The organism is Mesonia sp. HuA40 (assembly GCF_008017835.1).
GTDB lineage: Bacteria > Bacteroidota > Bacteroidia > Flavobacteriales > Flavobacteriaceae > Mesonia.
This window is the reverse complement of sequence record NZ_VRLT01000059.1, coordinates 79,220-96,283: the sequence shown is the minus strand read 5'-3', so window position 1 is coordinate 96,283 and position 17,064 is coordinate 79,220. Positions and strand designations below refer to the sequence as shown.

Here is a 17,064-nt window from a genome sequence, read left to right as displayed (position 1 = left end):
ATTTTATTCTTTATTATTTTCTTCCTCGTCAAATAAACTGGCTTGTTTCTCTTCTTGTGCTTTAGTTTGTTTCTCTAACGTACCAATATCTAACTTGTTTTTTTGTAGATCATCCTTTAAAGAAGCATCTGCTTTTGATGAAGGAACAATAGGTTCAATTAATTGCAATTGAGTAACTTTTTCTGTGGTTAATTGGTTTCCTTGGGCTTTTATACCTTTTACGGCAATAAATTCCTCTAGGTTTACAACCTCATTTGGTCTTTGTTCTTTACCTCTTTGTTTCCTATATTTAATTTCTAATACTGGAATTAAATCTGTCGAGATTAATTCTAATTGTGATTTTTGATGATCTGTAATTATTAACTCTTCTTTTTCCTCATTCTCGATAAAAAATCGTTTAACATAATACCTTTCTTTCTCCCCTTCCCAGTAAACTGCAGTCAATGGAATTTCTGGATTCCATTTTTCTAGAACTACATAATTATCATCAAAGCGTGTAATCAATTCGGGTTTAATGGTAGAAACAACTCCCTTTTGAGTAACTAAAAGGATACGATCTTCTCCTTTAAATTCTCCTAACAATTCTCCTCTTTCTTCAACATTTAATCGTTTAATAGTTTCATCAAACCAAATTTTTCGTGGTTTTAAAGTAGATACGCCCTCTTCTTTAAGTTCAACTTTTTTAATTGGGTGTTTACTGACTAAATTACCTTTTGCCGTTCTTCCTTTAATTAATTGGTCGGCAAAATCTAATTCGAATCGTAATTTTTTAATCGCTCCTATTTGTCGAAGATAAATGGCTACCTTTTCTGCTTCTCCATTAGGATTAGCCGAAAAGTAAAGAATTTTTGTTCCTGGTTTTCCCTTACCAACACTGTACTCTTTATCTCTCGTTATAGAAGTAACCGCAAATCTTTTTACATAAGCGTTGCCACCTGTACCATTACGGTAAATTAAATTGTAAATTGTTCGTTTGTCTTTTTTCTTAAAAACAGCTACATGTATAATATTTTTACCGATGAAGATTTTGCTATCTACCCTTGTAACCTTCATAATGCCATCTTGTGTAAAGCAAATGATATCATCTATATCACTGCAATCACCTACATACTCATCCTTTTTTAGTGAGGTACCTATAAATCCTTCTTTCCGATTGACGTAAAGTTTTGTGTTTCTGATAACAACTTTTGTAGCTTCAATATCTTCAAAGAGGCGCAATTCTGTCTTACGCTCTTTGTCTTTTCCAAAGTTCTTTTTTAGACGATTAAAGTAATCAACAGCATAATCTATAAGGTTCGCTAAACTATGTTTTATTTTTGCTATTTCATCTTCTAATGCTTCTATCTTTTGTTGAGCTTTATCTAGGTCAAACTTAGATATGCGTTTAATTTTTATTTCGGTTAATCGTATTAAATCCTCTCGAGTCACCGCTCTTTTTAAATGTTGTATATGTGGCTCCAAACCATCATCTATAGCCTGAAGAACCCCTTCCCAGGTGTCTTCATTTTCTATATCGCGATAAATTCTTTTCTCTATAAAAATCCGCTCAAGCGAAGCAAAATGCCATTGTTCTTCGTGCTCATCAAGTTTTATTTCTAAATCTTTTTTAAGTAACTCAAGTGTATGGTTAGTACTTAACTTTAGAATTTCAGAAACACCTAAAAAATGAGGTTTATGGTCTATGATAATACAAGATAATGGTGATATTGAAATTTCGCAATTGGTAAAAGCGTAAAGCGCATCGATGGTTTTATCTGGAGAGATACTGTTAGGCAAGTGAATTAAAATTTCAACCTGCTCGGCAGTATTGTCTTCAATATGCTTTACTTTAATTTTACCTTTCTCATTGGCTTTAATGATAGATTCTATTAAAGTGCCCGTTGTGGTGCCATAAGGAATCTCATTTATTACTAAAGTATGCTTGTCTAATTGATTTATTTTAGCGCGTATTCGCACCTTACCTCCTCTAAGACCGTCGTTGTAATTGCTAACATCCATAATTCCCGCTGTAGGAAAATCTGGATATAATTTAAAGCGCTTACCTCTAAGGTGTTGAATGCTAGCATCTATCAACTCATTAAAATTATGAGGCAGTATTCTGGTACTTAAACCAACTGCAATTCCTTCTGCCCCTTGAGCCAACAGCAAAGGAAACATTACTGGCAAAGCAATAGGTTCTTTTCTTCTACCATCATAAGAGGCTTGCCAATTGGTAATTTTTGGATTATAAATTACTTCTAATGCAAATTTTGAGAGTCTTGCTTCAATATATCTTGGTGCTGCCGCCCGATCGCCAGTTAAAATGTTACCCCAGTTACCTTGTGTATCAATGAGCAAATCTTTTTGCCCTATTTGAACTAAAGCATCTGCGATACTAGCGTCGCCGTGAGGGTGGTATTGCATCGTGTGTCCCACAATATTAGCCACTTTATTGTACCTGCCATCATCTAAGTCTTTCATAGATTGCATAATACGTCTATGAACAGGTTTGAATCCATCTTCAAGCGCTGGTACTGCTCTTTCTAGAATTACGTAAGAGGCGTAATCAAGAAACCAGTCTTTATACATACCCGTAACCCGAGTTATTTCTTGATTATTATTGGTCTCAAAATTATTTTCTGGTGACTCTTTTTCGCTCATATTAATTGGCTTCAAATGTTTTGTTCTCTAAAATTCTGTGCAGTTCATTCTGCAAGTATCCAATTTTCTTTTTGCTTAAAAAGCTAATATTAAATTGAATAGCTCGCTTGCGTTTAGTTGTTTTTGAACAAATTTGTAATTCTAATATTTTAATAAAAAAATAGTTCTTTATTTTAAAATTATCTAGTTTCTGTTTAGGGAATTCGGCTTTTTTGTTTTTATAATTCCAATACTCCGACAAAAATCCTCCTCTATTGGTAAAACTTAAGGTTGCTCCTAATCCATCATATTCAAAATATTTTAAATTAAAATAGCAATAGATAATAAGCAACACGAAAAATAAATTTATACTGGTAAACCAATCCGTAAAGAGAAAATTTTGCAAACTAAAATAGAGTATGCAAACCGCAATGTACAACAACAGTATTAAAAAGTAAATCACTGGCACGTATCTGGTTAGCTTTAGATTATTAAAGCGCATATTTTTAGGCGGATTCTTCAATGGGATCTAACTCTACTTTTAAATTTTCAATTATAAAGTTTTGCCTATCGGCAGTGTTTTTACCCATATAAAAACTTAACATTTCTTCTATACCCATATCTTTATCAAGCATAACCGGGTCTAATCGAATATCTTCTCCTATAAAATTTTTAAACTCATCGGGAGAAATTTCACCTAAACCTTTAAACCTAGTTATTTCTGGATTTCCTTTTAGTTTATCAATAGCAGCTTGTTTCTCTTCTTCAGAATAGCAGTAAATAGTTTCTTTTTTATTGCGCACTCTAAACAAAGGAGTTTGTAGAATATACAAATGGCCTTCTTTTATTAATTCTGGAAAGAATTGTAAGAAGAAGGTAATTAACAGTAATCTAATATGCATACCGTCTACATCGGCATCTGTAGCAATTACAATATTATTGTAACGCAAATCTTCCATAGAATCTTCTATGTTCAAAGCGGCTTGAAGCAGATTAAATTCTTCATTTTCGTAAACAATTTTTTTAGTTAAACCGTAACTGTTTAAAGGTTTACCTTTTAGACTAAAAACGGCTTGCGTATTTACATCTCTAGACTTGGTAATACTACCACTTGCTGAGTCTCCCTCTGTAATAAACAAAGTTGTTTCTAAGTTACGTTCTTTTTTAACATCGCCTAGGTGTATTCTACAATCACGCAATTTTTTATTATGCAAACTAGCTTTTTTTGCTCTTTCACGAGCTAATTTACGAATACCCGATAAATCCTTTCGTTCTTTTTCGGCTTGCAAGATCTTCTTGTGTAATTTCTCTGCCGTTTCCGGATTTTTATGCAGATAATTATCAAATTTTCGTTTTACAAAATCTACAATATAGGTTCTCACTGTTGGCAGGTCACCACCCATTTCTGTACTACCCAATTTAGTCTTGGTCTGGCTCTCAAAAACAGGCTCCATCACTTTAATGCTTACCGCAGAAACGATACTTTTTCTAATATCACTGGCGTCAAAATTTTTGTTATAAAATTCACGAATAGTTTTGACTATAGCTTCTCTAAAAGCCGCCAAATGTGTACCTCCCTGTGTGGTATGTTGTCCGTTAACAAAAGAATGATACTCTTCGCTATACTGCGTCTTGTTGTAAGTAATCGCTACCTCAATATCATTACCTTTGAGGTGTGCAATAGGAAACAATCGATTTTCTTCATTTATATTCTCTGCTAATAAATCTTTTAACCCATTTTCAGAAAAGTACTTTTCACCATTGAAAACAATGGTTAAACCCGGATTTAAGTATACATAGTTTTTTAGCATTTTCGACACATACTCGTGTCGATACTTATAATTTTTAAAGATTTGCTCATCTGGTATAAAACTAACTTTTGTACCTTTTCTTCTTGAGGTCTCTTCTAAAAACTCTTGTTCAAGTAATTCTCCTTTCTCAAATTCGGCAGAAGCAGACTTCCCATCCCGGGTCGATTCTACTCGAAAATAGCTGGAGAGCGCATTTACTGCTTTAGTACCAACACCGTTAAGACCAACAGATTTTTTAAAAGCTTTGGTATCATATTTACCTCCAGTGTTCATTTTAGAAACTACATCTACTACCTTCCCTAAAGGTATACCCCTACCGTAATCTCGTACAATTACTCGGGTTCCTTGTATAGAAATTTCTATAGTTTTACCCGCACCCATGACATATTCATCAATAGAGTTATCTAAAACTTCTTTTAAAAGAATATAAATTCCATCATCGGCGCTAGAACCATCACCAAGCTTACCGATATACATACCAGGACGCATACGAATGTGTTCTTTCCAGTCTAAAGATCTAATATTGTCTTCGGTATACTTTGTTTCCTCCATAATTTACTTGCTTGATGCTAATATAGTAAGCTTTCCCTAAAAATGAAACCGTTTATTGAAGTTTTAAAACCTTAAAATAGAAGTTTTTTTACAGGTATTTCCGTAGTAAATCAATTAAGGTTTCTTTGTTAAAAGGTTTAATTAGAATATCTGTTATGCCAACTGTATCAGCTAGACTTTGAATTTCTTTTAATTCTGATGCAGTTACCGCAATAATTGGTATTTCTCGATTAGTTTTTCTTATTTCTCTGGTGATATCAAAACCGTTCATTCCCGGAATGTTAATATCTACCAAGAGTAAATCATATTTATTCTTATGAAAAAGCGCAAGACCTTGATTACCTTCTGATGCGATATCTAGTTCAACCTCTTGATTGGATAGAAATTTAGAAACAATCATTTTATTAATCTCATTGTCTTCTATTAATAAAATTCGTTTTTGTGGCAATCTCGAAACTTTCTTAGCCTTATTCTCACGCAAATCGGGTTGTACAGCAATTGGCGTTTCTAAATCGAAGTAAAAAGTAGTACCCTTACCTGTTTTACTATCTATATTTATTTTAGACCCTAAAAGCTCCACTAAATTTTTAACAATAGACAAACCTAAGCCTATCCCCTCTAAGCTTTTCTTCTCTGCAGATACCTGTGTAAATTCTGTAAAAATCTCTTGATGCTTTTCCTCTGGAATACCTGGGCCTTGATCAATAACTTTAAAACGTAATTTGGCTTTATCACTTATCTTTTCTTGCAGAGAAACTTCTAGTCTAACTTCTTGCTTTTGCTGACTAAATTTAATTGCATTTTCTATAAGATTGACTAAAATTTCAAATAGAATAACTTGATCTAATTTTAACAAATCAGGAACACCTTTTTCTAATTTCCATTTTACATCAACCCCTTTTTTATCTCCTATAAAGGATACCGACTGTATTACATTTTCTATAAACCCTTTTATTTTGGTTTCTCGTGGTCGTACCACAACTTTATTATTGTCTATTTTACTAATTAGCAAAACATTACTTATAAGACCCAATAAGTAATTACCCGAAAATTTTAAGGATTTTAAAAGCTTTTTATTACTGTTTGAGGTATTTTCATCTTCCAATAACAATGAAGTTATTCCTATTACCCCGTGTAAAGGAGTCCTTATTTCATGGCTTATACTGTTTATGAACTGGGTCTTTATCTTTGCAGCTTGTAAGGCTGCTTCGCGAGCTTCTTTTAATGCCCGGTTATTTTTAGCTAGACCAGAAATCAATTTCTTTTTAGCTATATTTTGCCTGTATATAATTACTGAAAAGACCAATAATACACTAAACGCAACTGCATAAATCACAATTAATTTTCTTCGATTATCCGCCAAAGAGCTAACCAGTAAATGTTCTCTTTCTGAATTGTTTAGGGCGCGTTCGTATTCTCCTATTTGAAGTTTCACTTTTTCGGCCCGTAAACTTTGAATGGCTTTATTATCTAAGAATAAATTATTATAAGCGATATATTTTTTAAGTTCTTCGTGGGCCCTTTCGTAATTTTCTTGAACTTCGTATAATTTAGTAGTTTGCCAGTGAATATCTCTTAAATGCTCTAAATTTTTAGTCTTTTTAGCATACCCAATACTTTTATTAAAATAAATTTCGGCTCGTTCAAAGTTATTTGTTTCTAAATAGTATCGACCCAATATATAACCACTAGTGGATTGAGTTAAAGTTTCTTCGCCATCTTGAGGAGGCCACTTTAAATAGTTATTTAGTTTTGAAAGATAAGGTTTTACCTGATTTGTTTTCTGTTGATCTAGAAAATTCCAACAAAGATTAATCGTTAAAGTTTTTATGAAAGGTGAGTTAATCTGTTCTGCAAAACTTAACGCCTCTGTATAATAGTTTTCAGCTTTTTGGTAATTACCATCCTTTAAGGCCGCTATTGAACCCAAACCATTGTACAGGTCAATAATAAAAAGCGTGTCCTTATTTCGGGTAGTAATGTCAAGAGCTTTTAGGTATTTTGTTTCGGCCTCTTGATAGTCACGAGAGGTTTCATCGATTAGTCCTAGAAAGTAATAAGCCTCCGCAATATATTCATCAGATTTTTTTTCACGCGCTCGCTCTAAAAGCAAAATTGCTTGCTTAACCCCATCTAAATAACGGTTTTCTTCAAGGTGCCCATAACAAATTTCTAATTGTTTCCGTAATGCTTCATTATCAACTTCATTTTGAGCTACTGCGGTACATATCAAAAAAAGAGTAGTAAAAAGAGTGAATGTTATTTTTTTTAACATCAAAAAAATTTAATCAGAAACCTTAATTTAGCCTTGTAAATATAGTAGTTTTAAACCTTTAATCGCAGTTCTTTTTAGAAATTGTACAAAAAAAGCTCAAATTAGAATAAAATTGAGCTTTTTTCACAGATTTATTTCGCTCTTTAAACATTAAACCTAAAGTGCATTACATCACCATCTTGTACAATATACTCCTTTCCTTCTACTTTTAATTTACCCGCTTCTTTTATTTTGGCCTCGCTACCATAGGTAACATAATCATCATAAGCAATTACTTCTGCTCTAATAAAGCCTTTTTCAAAATCTGTATGTATAACTCCTGCAGCTTGAGGTGCTGTAGCCCCTACGGGTATAGTCCAAGCTCTAACTTCTTTAACTCCAGCAGTAAAATAGGTTTGTTGATTTAATAGTTTATAGGCAGCTCGAATTAATTTGGCAGAACCCGCTTCATCTAAACCAATATCACTTAAAAACATCTGCCTCTCTTCATAATCATCCAACTCGGTAATATCTGCTTCAATACCTACCGCCAAAATTAAAACTTCGGCATTTTCGTCTTTCACAGTCTCCTTTACTTGATCGACGTACCTATTACCCGATACAGCCGAAGCTTCATCGACATTACATACATATAAAACAGGTTTGTCAGTAATCAACTGTAAGGGTGTAACATAATCATGGCGGTCATCTTCATTTACAACAATTCCCCTTACCGATTTGCCAGCCTCTAAGCCAGCTTTAAGTAGTAATAAAGTATCTTGCTCTTTAATAGCTTCTTTATTACCCGTCTTTGCCGCACGCTTAACCTTTTCTAATTTTTTTTCGACGGTTTCTAAATCTTTTAGTTGCAGCTCAATATCTATGGTTTCCTTATCTCTAATAGGATTAACATTGCCATCTACGTGCACTACATTATCATCATCAAAGCAGCGAAGTACGTGCAAAATAGCATCGGTTTCTCTTATATTTCCTAAAAATTGATTCCCTAGTCCTTCACCTTTACTTGCTCCCTTTACCAATCCCGCAATGTCTACTATCTCAACTGTAGCGGGCAAAACACGTTCGGGATTAACCAATGATTCTAATTTCTCTAAACGGTGGTCTGGTACATTAACCACTCCTATATTTGGCTCGATCGTACAAAAAGGAAAATTAGCACTCTGAGCTTTGGCATTGGATAAACAATTAAACAATGTCGACTTACCTACATTGGGTAAACCTACTATACCTGCTTTCATTTTTTAAAATTTTGAGTTGCAAATATATTAAATGATTTAAACATAAGCTTTAAAATAACCTTAGGCTTTACTTATTAATTATTAACATTTTTAAGTTGTATTTTTGAAGAAACAAAATAAAATTGCTATGAAAAAGATTTTAATAACCGCTTTATGTTTAAGTTTTTCTTTGGGAATTATGGCCCAAAAAGACCGATTAGAAAAAACGGTTACCACTAAAACAAAAGTTAAAACTAATAAAGGAGAAGAAGTAGCTATTAAAAAACAAAAAGTAAGTGAAAATCAAGACCTAAAACTCTCTGAAACTGGTGCAACCAACCAGATGCTTATGCGAGGTGATAAGGTGATACAATCTTCTACTCTATTTATTGAAAACGACATAAACTTTAGTATAGAACCAGATGACAAAGGCTATGTTATAAAAAAGCAATCTGATGGTAAGATGGTAAATTATGGAGTTATTAGAAAATTACCGAAAAAAGACCTTTATTTATTACACACCCCAAAATTTGACGCAGTGGGATATTTTGATTTATCGGGGAATTTTGTAGTGGGTAGTTACGATGACAATACCGATGAGGTGGTTCTTAAAAAATACAAACTAAAACGATAACTAAAAAGATTGAGGGAAAAAGAAAATTGAAAAAAAAACGGATAGTTATTTTACTATCCGTTTTTTATGAGATACAATTTAGCTCCCATGCATAAAACTCTGTTTTTCTAGAAGCTTTTCTTCACTTTCTACGTGATTCTCATCAGGAACACAACAATCTACAGGACAAACAGCGGCACATTGTGGTTCATCGTGAAACCCTTTACATTCTGTACATTTATTGGGTACAATATAATAGAATTCATCACTTATAGGTTCTTGGGTTTCTTCGGCATTAGCCTCTTTACCATCAGGTAAAACAATTTCTCCAGACAAGTCGGTTCCATCTGCATAGCGCCAATCATCTGCACCCTCATATATAGCGGTATTGGGACACTCTGGTTCACAGGCTCCACAATTTATGCATTCATCGGTGATTATAATAGCCATAATTAATAGTTTATATTACGTAACTTTGCACAAAAATAAAGCCATTGGCATAGATAACCAAATAAATATGGATTTAGAAACTCGAATAAACTCTTTTGTTGAACTGGGTAAATTCTTAAGTGATTACTTAAACGGTATAGCACAACATAAATTACATGAAAAATTAGATCAAACGGTAAGTTCAGCCATTCATCACAACGGCTGGTTTACAGAAGAAAATATAAAATTTGCTTTAAAGAATTGGGCCGACTTGTTAACGCAGGAAAAATTGAAACAATGGCTTGATTCTTACCAGTTAAATACTCCTACCCAACCTAAAACCATAGCGGTGATTATGGCAGGGAACATTCCGTTGGTTGGCTTTCATGATTTTTTGTGTGTGCTTTTAAGTGGAAATAACATTTTAGTGAAGCAATCAAGTAACGACCAAACATTACTTCCTGTTTTGTCTGAATTTCTTATTTCAAATAATGATAAGTGGAGTTCTAAAATTGAGTTCACAAAAGAAAAACTAGAATTTTTTGACGCCGTTATTGCCACAGGTAGCAACAATACGGCAAGATATTTTGAATACTATTTCTCTAAAAAACCAAATATAATTCGTAAAAACCGAAACAGTGTAGCCATAATTTCTCGTGATGATACCAAAGAAGAACTTAAAAAACTGGGAGAAGACATTTTTAGATACTACGGTTTAGGCTGCAGAAATGTTTCTAAAATTTATATTCCAGACGATTTTAAAATAGACCGTTTTTACGAGGCTATTTTTTCTTGGCAAAATTTGTTAGACAATCATAAATATGCCAATAATTACGATTACAATAAAGCTGTTTACTTGATGAGTGAATTTTCAATTTTTGATAATGGCTTTTTATTGTTAAAAGAAGATACAAATTTTTCTTCACCCATAGGCACACTGTTTTTTGAGCGTTACCACCGGCTTGAACAAGTAAAGGATTTATTAAACGAACATCAAGAAAAACTTCAATGCATCGTATCTAATCAATTAGAAGAAAACCACATAGCTTATGGCCAAACACAAAAACCATCGCTAAGCGATTACGCCGATAATGTAGATACACTAAATTTTCTAAAACAACTTTAATGACGCCTAAGCATAACTTTTGTGCAGGTCCCGCCAAGCTGCCAGATGTTGTTTTTCAACAAGCTAGTAAAGCTGTAGTAAACTATAACGAAAGCGGTTTATCTATTTTAGAAATATCGCACCGAAGCACAGCTTTTACAGCGATTATTGAAGAAGCCAGAGCATTGGTGCTCGAACTTTTAGGGCTAAATACTAAAGATTATGTCGCTTTATTTTTACACGGTGGGGCAAGCGCACAGTTTCACCAAATCCCTTTTAATTTTCTAAACAAACGAGCAGGTTATTTAAATACGGGCGTTTGGTCGCAAAAAGCCATTCACGAAGCTCGTTTCTTTGGCGAAATAGTTGATTTAGGCAGCTCAAAAGACCAGCATTTTTCCTATATCCCTGAAAATATTATTCAAAATAGAAATGATTTAGACTATATTCACTACACGAGCAATAACACCATTTACGGAACGCAAATTAAAAATTTCCCTAAACAAAAAGTCCCGGTAGTAGTCGATATGAGTAGCGATATTTTTTCTAGATCTTTAGACTTTTCCCAGTTTCAACTCATTTATGCCGGAGCGCAAAAAAATTTAGGCGCAGCGGGCACTACCCTAGTAATATTAAACAGAAAAGCCTTTTCTCAAGCAAATCGAAAAATACCCAGCCTTCTAAACTACGACTATTTAATCCAGAAAGAAAGTTTGGCTAACACGCCAACCGTTTTCTCTATTTATGTTTCTTTACTTAACTTACGTTGGCTTAAAGCTCAAGGCGGAATAAAATCCGTTGAAAAACGAAACGAAATAAAATCTAATTTACTGTATAATTATCTTGATGAATCAAATCTATTTATCCCTTTAGTTAGGAAAGATTCGCGATCAAAAATGAATATTACCTTCGCTTTAAATAAGCCCGATTTAACTTCTGTTTTTGATAGATTTTTAGAGCAACATAAAATGATTGGACTAAAGGGACACCGAAGTGTAGGTGATTATCGCGCCTCACTTTATAATGCCCTAGAATTAGATAGTGTTAAAGCTTTAGTGTCTTGTTTGCAACAATTTGAAGAAAATTATGAAAATATTAAATATTAAGGTTTTACAAGAAAACCATGAACGCTCACTACAGTCTTTAGGTATTGAAGTGGTTACCAAAACTATTGCCCATAATCAAATCGTGAAATATTGTGCCCATCATGATTTTGACGGCTTATTGGTTGACGCAAATTATAAGATTACTACTACACTACTCGACCAATTAAATTCTTTAAAATTTATTATCGTAGTGGGTAAAAGTTTAGCGCATATCCCTTTTGAATATGCAAAAAAAATAGGTATACAAATTTATATTACCGAGCAAGCCTATATTCAAACCGAGGCAGAGCTTATTATTGCTCACAGCCTTAGTTGTTTAAGGAATTTAAAAGATTGTAATAGAGAAATGCCTTTAGAAGGAGATATCCGTTTTACTCAAATGCGTAAACTATTTAGTCAAGGAGACACCTTATGGGGTCAAACCTGGGGCTTTTTAGGATTTGATGCGGTGGCAGAACGCGTGGTACAATTATTACAAAACTGGGGAGTAAAATTTATGGTCGCAGGCGAAGCTAAACCTTATACTATAAACAATTCTCAAGGGCAGAAGAAAGAATCTTCTATCGAGCCTAAATCTTGTTCTGAAGAAACGCTTTACCTTGAAGCGGATATTATAAGTGTTCACAAATATGATGATGACGAATATTTGATTGATGCATCAAGTTTAAATCTAATGAAAAAGACTGCAGGTATAATTAACACCTATCACCCTAGAGCTATAGATGAAGTTGCTCTGATTGATGCTTTAAATGATGAAAAAATTGGATTTGCCGCGCTCGATGTTTTTGAAAATCAACCCAAACCCGAAATCCAAGTACTTATGCAACCTAGAATATCGCTAAGCCCTAGTATAGCTAAACATTCTAAACAAGCAGATTACTTGGCTTCAAAAATGGCTACCCAACAAATTATTAATATATTTGAGGATTTAAAAAAGTAAAAATGAATAAAGTTTTAATTTTACTAAGTTTTTTGGTATTTGGCTTAACCTGTTTCGCACAAGTACAGACGGGAAAAGCTTCTTTTTATGCCGATAAATTTGAAGGAAGACGAACGGCCAACGGCGAAAAGTACACCCATACTAAAGCCACTGCTGCACATAGAAATTTACCCTTTGGTACACATTTGAAGGTAACTAATCTCGCCAATAATATGGCAATTGTTGTTAGAGTTAATGATAGAGGGCCTTTTGTTAAAGGTAGAATTATAGATTTATCTAAGTCTGCAGCAACACAATTGGGTTTTATAGATGAAGGTGTGACTGATGTAGCAATTGAGGTAATTAATCAACAAGATGCTGGGGTTACAGCACCTATTATTGCGAGTAATGATGAGCCTGTAAAAGAAGAAGAGATTGAGAGTGCAGCTACAAATACCTCTAAAGAAAATGACACCCCAAATAAGGTTGAGGACCTAGAATTTTACGAGCTAGCCATAAAAAAAGTTCAACCCGATTGGTATGGTGTGCAAATAGGAAGTTTTCAAGAACTAGCCAATCTGATAAGATTAGCCGATAATTTAAAAGCTAGTTATCAAAAAAATGTGGTTGTACAGGTAAAAACTATACAAGAAGTAAAGGTGTACACTTTGGTATTAGGCAAATTTTTGCAAAGAGATAAGGCTGAGCGATTTAGGAATAAAGTGCAGAAACAGTATCCTGGAAGTTTTATTGTAGATTTTAAAGCTTTTAACTAATGCGTAGATTGGTTTTTAGATTGAAGTTTTTACTTTTTTTGTCTTTATTTGCTTGTACATCATTAAATAAGTCAATCCAAGGTACTCAGTCAGCCAATCCAGATTTTAGTTATGAAGTTGTCATTAACGATTCCGAATTCAAGAAATGGATGCAAACGCAAACAAACTTTCAAAATAAGGAAGTGTCTTTTATGAGAACTGAGCTTCTGAAAAAATTATCTAATTATAGAATTTGGGTCAAATCAAATCCTGAAAAATCACAAAACATAAATTATTTCAAAAACAAAACTTACAGTCAAGAGGTAGATTCTGTGGTCTATCAATACTTGATTTATTTTGAAGAGAAGCATAACATTACATTATGAGAAAGCTGAAAGAGCATTGGGGAATTACTTCAAATTTTCAATTGGTAATTATTTTTATTGTTTTTGGACTTACTGGTTCGACTGCTGTGTATGTAGCCAAACCCATTTTAGATTTCTTAAACTTAAGCAGAGAGAATTTTCCAGACAATTTTATATGGGGTGGATTGCTTTATTATATTTTACGTATTTTACTAATTTTCCCAGTTTATCAAGTGTTGTTAATTGTTCTGGGCAGCCTATTCGGACAATTTAAGTTCTTTTGGGCTTTCGAGAAGAAAATGCTAAAGCGTTTGGGACTCGGCTTTTTATTTGAGAAAGAATAAAAAAAACATCCCGAGTTTTCGGGATGTTTTTTTATTGTCAATTCTGTTAATTAAGCGTGTTGAAGATCATGTTTTCCTTCCTTAATCTCTTCAATCACCTTAGCGTTAAAGGCTTCTAAGTCTCCAGGATTTCTAGAAGTTACAAGTGCTTCATCTACAACAACCTCTTTATCAACCCAAAGGGCACCTGCATTTTCTAAATCTTTTTTAATTGACTTGTAAGATGTCATTGTTCTACCCTCAACCACATCTGCATTAATTAAAGGCCAAGCTCCATGGCAGATAGCAGCGACAGGCTTGCTTTGTTTAAAGAAGTCTCGGATAAAGATAAGAGCATCCTCCTCTACTCTCAACAAATCTGGATTAATAACTCCACCTGGTAAAACCAAAGCATGATAATCTTTTGCACTAACTTCTTTTAATGGTTTATCTACATTAAAAGATTTGCCCCAATTTCCATCTTTCCAACTTTTGATACTTCCTTCTTCTAAGCTTACAATTTCCACATTAAAGCCCTCATTTTTCATGGCATTTAAAGGAGATTCCAACTCGCTTTCTTCAAATCCGTTTGTTGCTAAAATAGCTACTTTCTTTTCCATAATAATTTTTCTTTTTTCGATTCACTTCTAAATTAGAAAGAATGAATGAAAAAGGCTATTAAAGCTATTTTAAAAAATAAATCAAAGAAGTTAAATACTATTAAAATGAATAGTTATGCACTCGAATCTGACAAAACATCTAAATCTTTTTTGTTTTGTTCAATGATTCGCTTCTTTTCCTTCAATTCTTCCAATTCTTGATAATAGGCAGGTTCAGCAAATTTATTTGGTTGAATAGTATCGTTTTTAAACAAAGCGTATTGCACGGTAAATTCGGCTCCGAAAAACAAGATCAAACAAGAATAATAAATCCATAATAATATGAGTACTACAGAGGATGCGCCACCATAAATAGATGCAGGATTAGATTGACCAAAATAATAGCCTAGTGCATATTTACCTATCAAAAATAGCAAGGTAGTAAGCGAAGCTCCTATGAAAGTAGTCCGCCATTTAATAATAATATCAGGCAATAATCTAAATATACTAGCAAATAAAAATCCGATAAAGGCATAACTCAACAAAAAATTTAAAAGCTCTACCGTATAGTTAGTTAATTGCGGTGCAAACTGCCCCAAATACTCACTTAAATATGATATTGCAGAACTAAGAATTAAGGATACTAAAAGTAAAAAAGCAATAAAGAATACCATTCCCAATGAAATCACTCGATCTAAAATAATTCCTTTTAAATCATCATTTTTGGTTCGAACGCTCCAAATATTATTCATTGCCCTTTTAAGTTGAAAAAAAGCACCAGTAGCACCAAATAATAACATGCCTAAACTAATGATAATCATCAAAGTTTTATCTTGACTTAATTGTGCTTTTTCAATCATATCGGCTATAGCTTCTGCAGTATCGGCTCCTATAAAGTTGGCAATTTCATTTAATATTTTTTCTTTGGCATTTTCTCTATCAAAAAAATAACCAGTAACACTTATAACTATTACCAGCAAAGAGGGTAATGAAAATAACGCATAATAGGCTATAACCGCACTTTGTTCAAAAGGGTTATTGCCTATCCAACGCTGATAGGTTTGTTTTAACAAGGCTAATCTTTTCATTACCGTCACCTTCATATTACGCTATTTTACACGTTTAACAAAACTACCTTCTCGACGTTGTTTTTCTTCCATTAGTAAAGCATACTCTCTACCGGTTTGTCCAGCTACAGAGGTGTTCTCCTCTGCCCTTCTAATTAAATAAGGTATTACCTCACGAATAGGACCATAAGGCACTAGTTTCACTGTATTGTAACCGCTTAATGCCAAATTGTAAGAAATATGATCACTCATACCATATAATTGTGCAAACCAAATTCGCGGATCGTTCTTTTCTATTCCGCGTTCTTCCATTAATCGCATGGCAGAGTAGGTACTTACTTCGTTATGCGTACCAATATATAAGCTAATTTCATCTAGGTTTTGAATACCATAATAAAGCGCCGCATTAAAATTAACATCTGTAGCTTCTTTATCTTCGCATATTGGCGTAGGGTAATTCATTTTTGATGCTCTTATATTCTCTTTTTCCATATAAGCACCACGCACTAATTTAGCGCCAACCTTAAAACCTCTATTTTGAGCGCGCACGTGAAGATCTTTAATATACTGCAACCTGTCCCAACGATAACATTGCAGGGTATTAAAAACTATAGCTTTTTCTTTGTTATATTTAGCCATCATTTCTTCCATTAAATCATCTGCGGCATCTTGCATCCAAGACTCTTCGGCATCAGCCAGTATGACAACGTCCAATTCGTGTGCTAAAGCACAAATTTTATCTACTCTATTCTTTACACGCTCCCACTCTTCTTTTTCTTCTTGAGAAAGCTGCTCATTGGCCGAAACTTTTTCCCAAATTGCAAACCTCCCAATGCCAGTAGGTTTAAAAACGGCAAAAGGAAGTTCATCATTTTCTTTAGTAAAGGCTATAAGGTCTTTTTTAATTTCTAAATCCTTATCAAATTCGGCTTCTTCATCTTTACCTTCACTCGAATAATCTAAAATACTAAAAACATTCTTTTCATGCATTTTACGAATGGTAGGCAAGCAGTCTTCCTTGGTTATTCCTCCACAAAATTGCTCAAAAATAGTTTTCTTAATTAATCCCTCAATGGGTAAATGCAAAGCAAGTCCTAGTTTAGTTAATTTTGTGCCTACACTAACTAAGGCGGGTTGATTCATTAATTTAAAAATAAAGAGCGCTTTCTTTAAGTCTTTGTCACTTTTTAATGCAAAAGCCCTCTTGGTATTATTGAAGATTTTTGTAACCATTACAGATATTTAATTTTTGCAAATATAGGTTTCGATTTAGGAATAATATATTTTTCTCATTAATTTCGAACCATAA

Annotated in this window: 16 protein-coding genes; 7 read left to right on the top strand and 9 right to left on the bottom strand. The window is 33.5% G+C overall.

Going from position 1 to position 17,064, the window contains the following annotated elements; all coding sequences use genetic code 11:
• Nucleotides 1–3: 3 nt before the first annotated feature.
• From FT993_RS10145 to ychF, 5 genes are all read right to left on the bottom strand, one after another.
• Complete coding sequence (locus FT993_RS10145; protein ID WP_147862438.1) at nucleotides 4–2,640, bottom strand: DNA gyrase/topoisomerase IV subunit A; 2,637 nt, start codon at nucleotides 2,638–2,640, stop codon at nucleotides 4–6.
• Between the two features lies 1 nt (nucleotide 2,641).
• On the bottom strand, nucleotides 2,642–3,121 hold the full coding sequence (locus FT993_RS10140; protein WP_147862437.1) for a hypothetical protein: 480 nt from the start codon (nucleotides 3,119–3,121) through the stop codon (nucleotides 2,642–2,644).
• A 4-nt stretch (nucleotides 3,122–3,125) separates the two neighbouring features.
• A complete protein-coding gene (locus FT993_RS10135) occupies nucleotides 3,126–4,985 on the bottom strand; it encodes a DNA topoisomerase IV subunit B (RefSeq protein WP_147862436.1) in 1,860 nt (619 codons plus the stop codon).
• An 85-nt stretch (nucleotides 4,986–5,070) separates the two neighbouring features.
• Nucleotides 5,071–7,257: an ATP-binding protein gene (locus FT993_RS10130; RefSeq protein ID WP_147862435.1), complete on the bottom strand. Its 2,187-nt coding sequence runs from the start codon at nucleotides 7,255–7,257 to the stop codon at nucleotides 5,071–5,073.
• A 143-nt stretch (nucleotides 7,258–7,400) separates the two neighbouring features.
• Nucleotides 7,401–8,495: a redox-regulated ATPase YchF gene (ychF, locus tag FT993_RS10125; protein WP_147862434.1), complete on the bottom strand. Its 1,095-nt coding sequence runs from the start codon at nucleotides 8,493–8,495 to the stop codon at nucleotides 7,401–7,403.
• 127 nt (nucleotides 8,496–8,622) lie between these two features.
• Here ychF and FT993_RS10120 point away from each other — a divergent pair, with 127 nt between their 5' ends.
• Nucleotides 8,623–9,108, top strand: coding sequence for a hypothetical protein (locus tag FT993_RS10120; protein ID WP_147862433.1), 486 nt, complete (start codon nucleotides 8,623–8,625; stop codon nucleotides 9,106–9,108).
• Between the two features lie 78 nt (nucleotides 9,109–9,186).
• Here the strand turns inward: FT993_RS10120 and FT993_RS10115 are convergent, their stop codons facing one another.
• On the bottom strand, nucleotides 9,187–9,537 hold the full coding sequence (locus tag FT993_RS10115; protein ID WP_147862432.1) for a 4Fe-4S dicluster domain-containing protein: 351 nt from the start codon (nucleotides 9,535–9,537) through the stop codon (nucleotides 9,187–9,189).
• Between the two features lie 67 nt (nucleotides 9,538–9,604).
• On the opposite strand from FT993_RS10115, the gene FT993_RS10110 reads away from it, so the two are divergent.
• Genes FT993_RS10110 through FT993_RS10085 form a run of 6 tightly spaced genes read left to right on the top strand, consistent with a single transcriptional unit; the run spans nucleotide 9,605 to nucleotide 14,110 of the window.
• Complete coding sequence (locus FT993_RS10110; protein ID WP_147862431.1) at nucleotides 9,605–10,642, top strand: acyl-CoA reductase; 1,038 nt, start codon at nucleotides 9,605–9,607, stop codon at nucleotides 10,640–10,642.
• Nucleotides 10,642–11,727: a 3-phosphoserine/phosphohydroxythreonine transaminase gene (gene serC / locus FT993_RS10105; protein ID WP_147862430.1), complete on the top strand. Its 1,086-nt coding sequence runs from the start codon at nucleotides 10,642–10,644 to the stop codon at nucleotides 11,725–11,727. Before FT993_RS10110 ends, serC begins: the two co-directional genes overlap by 1 nt.
• Nucleotides 11,708–12,667: an NAD(P)-dependent oxidoreductase gene (locus FT993_RS10100; RefSeq protein ID WP_147862429.1), complete on the top strand. Its 960-nt coding sequence runs from the start codon at nucleotides 11,708–11,710 to the stop codon at nucleotides 12,665–12,667. Before serC ends, FT993_RS10100 begins: the two co-directional genes overlap by 20 nt.
• Nucleotides 12,668–12,669: 2 nt before the next feature.
• A complete protein-coding gene (locus tag FT993_RS10095) occupies nucleotides 12,670–13,422 on the top strand; it encodes a septal ring lytic transglycosylase RlpA family protein (protein ID WP_147862428.1) in 753 nt (250 codons plus the stop codon).
• Nucleotides 13,422–13,787: a hypothetical protein gene (locus tag FT993_RS10090; RefSeq protein ID WP_147862427.1), complete on the top strand. Its 366-nt coding sequence runs from the start codon at nucleotides 13,422–13,424 to the stop codon at nucleotides 13,785–13,787. Before FT993_RS10095 ends, FT993_RS10090 begins: the two co-directional genes overlap by 1 nt.
• A complete protein-coding gene (locus FT993_RS10085; RefSeq protein WP_147862426.1) occupies nucleotides 13,784–14,110 on the top strand; it encodes a DUF6787 family protein in 327 nt (108 codons plus the stop codon). Before FT993_RS10090 ends, FT993_RS10085 begins: the two co-directional genes overlap by 4 nt.
• 50 nt (nucleotides 14,111–14,160) lie before the next feature.
• On the opposite strand, the gene FT993_RS10080 is transcribed toward FT993_RS10085, so the two are convergent.
• The 3 genes from FT993_RS10080 to FT993_RS10070 form a co-directional block, all read right to left on the bottom strand.
• Nucleotides 14,161–14,709, bottom strand: coding sequence for a type 1 glutamine amidotransferase domain-containing protein (locus tag FT993_RS10080; RefSeq protein WP_147862425.1), 549 nt, complete (start codon nucleotides 14,707–14,709; stop codon nucleotides 14,161–14,163).
• Between the two features lie 113 nt (nucleotides 14,710–14,822).
• A complete protein-coding gene (locus FT993_RS10075) occupies nucleotides 14,823–15,791 on the bottom strand; it encodes a YihY/virulence factor BrkB family protein (RefSeq protein ID WP_147862424.1) in 969 nt (322 codons plus the stop codon).
• Nucleotides 15,792–15,797: 6 nt separating this feature from the next.
• Complete coding sequence (locus FT993_RS10070) at nucleotides 15,798–16,988, bottom strand: proline dehydrogenase family protein (protein ID WP_147862423.1); 1,191 nt, start codon at nucleotides 16,986–16,988, stop codon at nucleotides 15,798–15,800.
• Nucleotides 16,989–17,064: the final 76 nt, after the last annotated feature.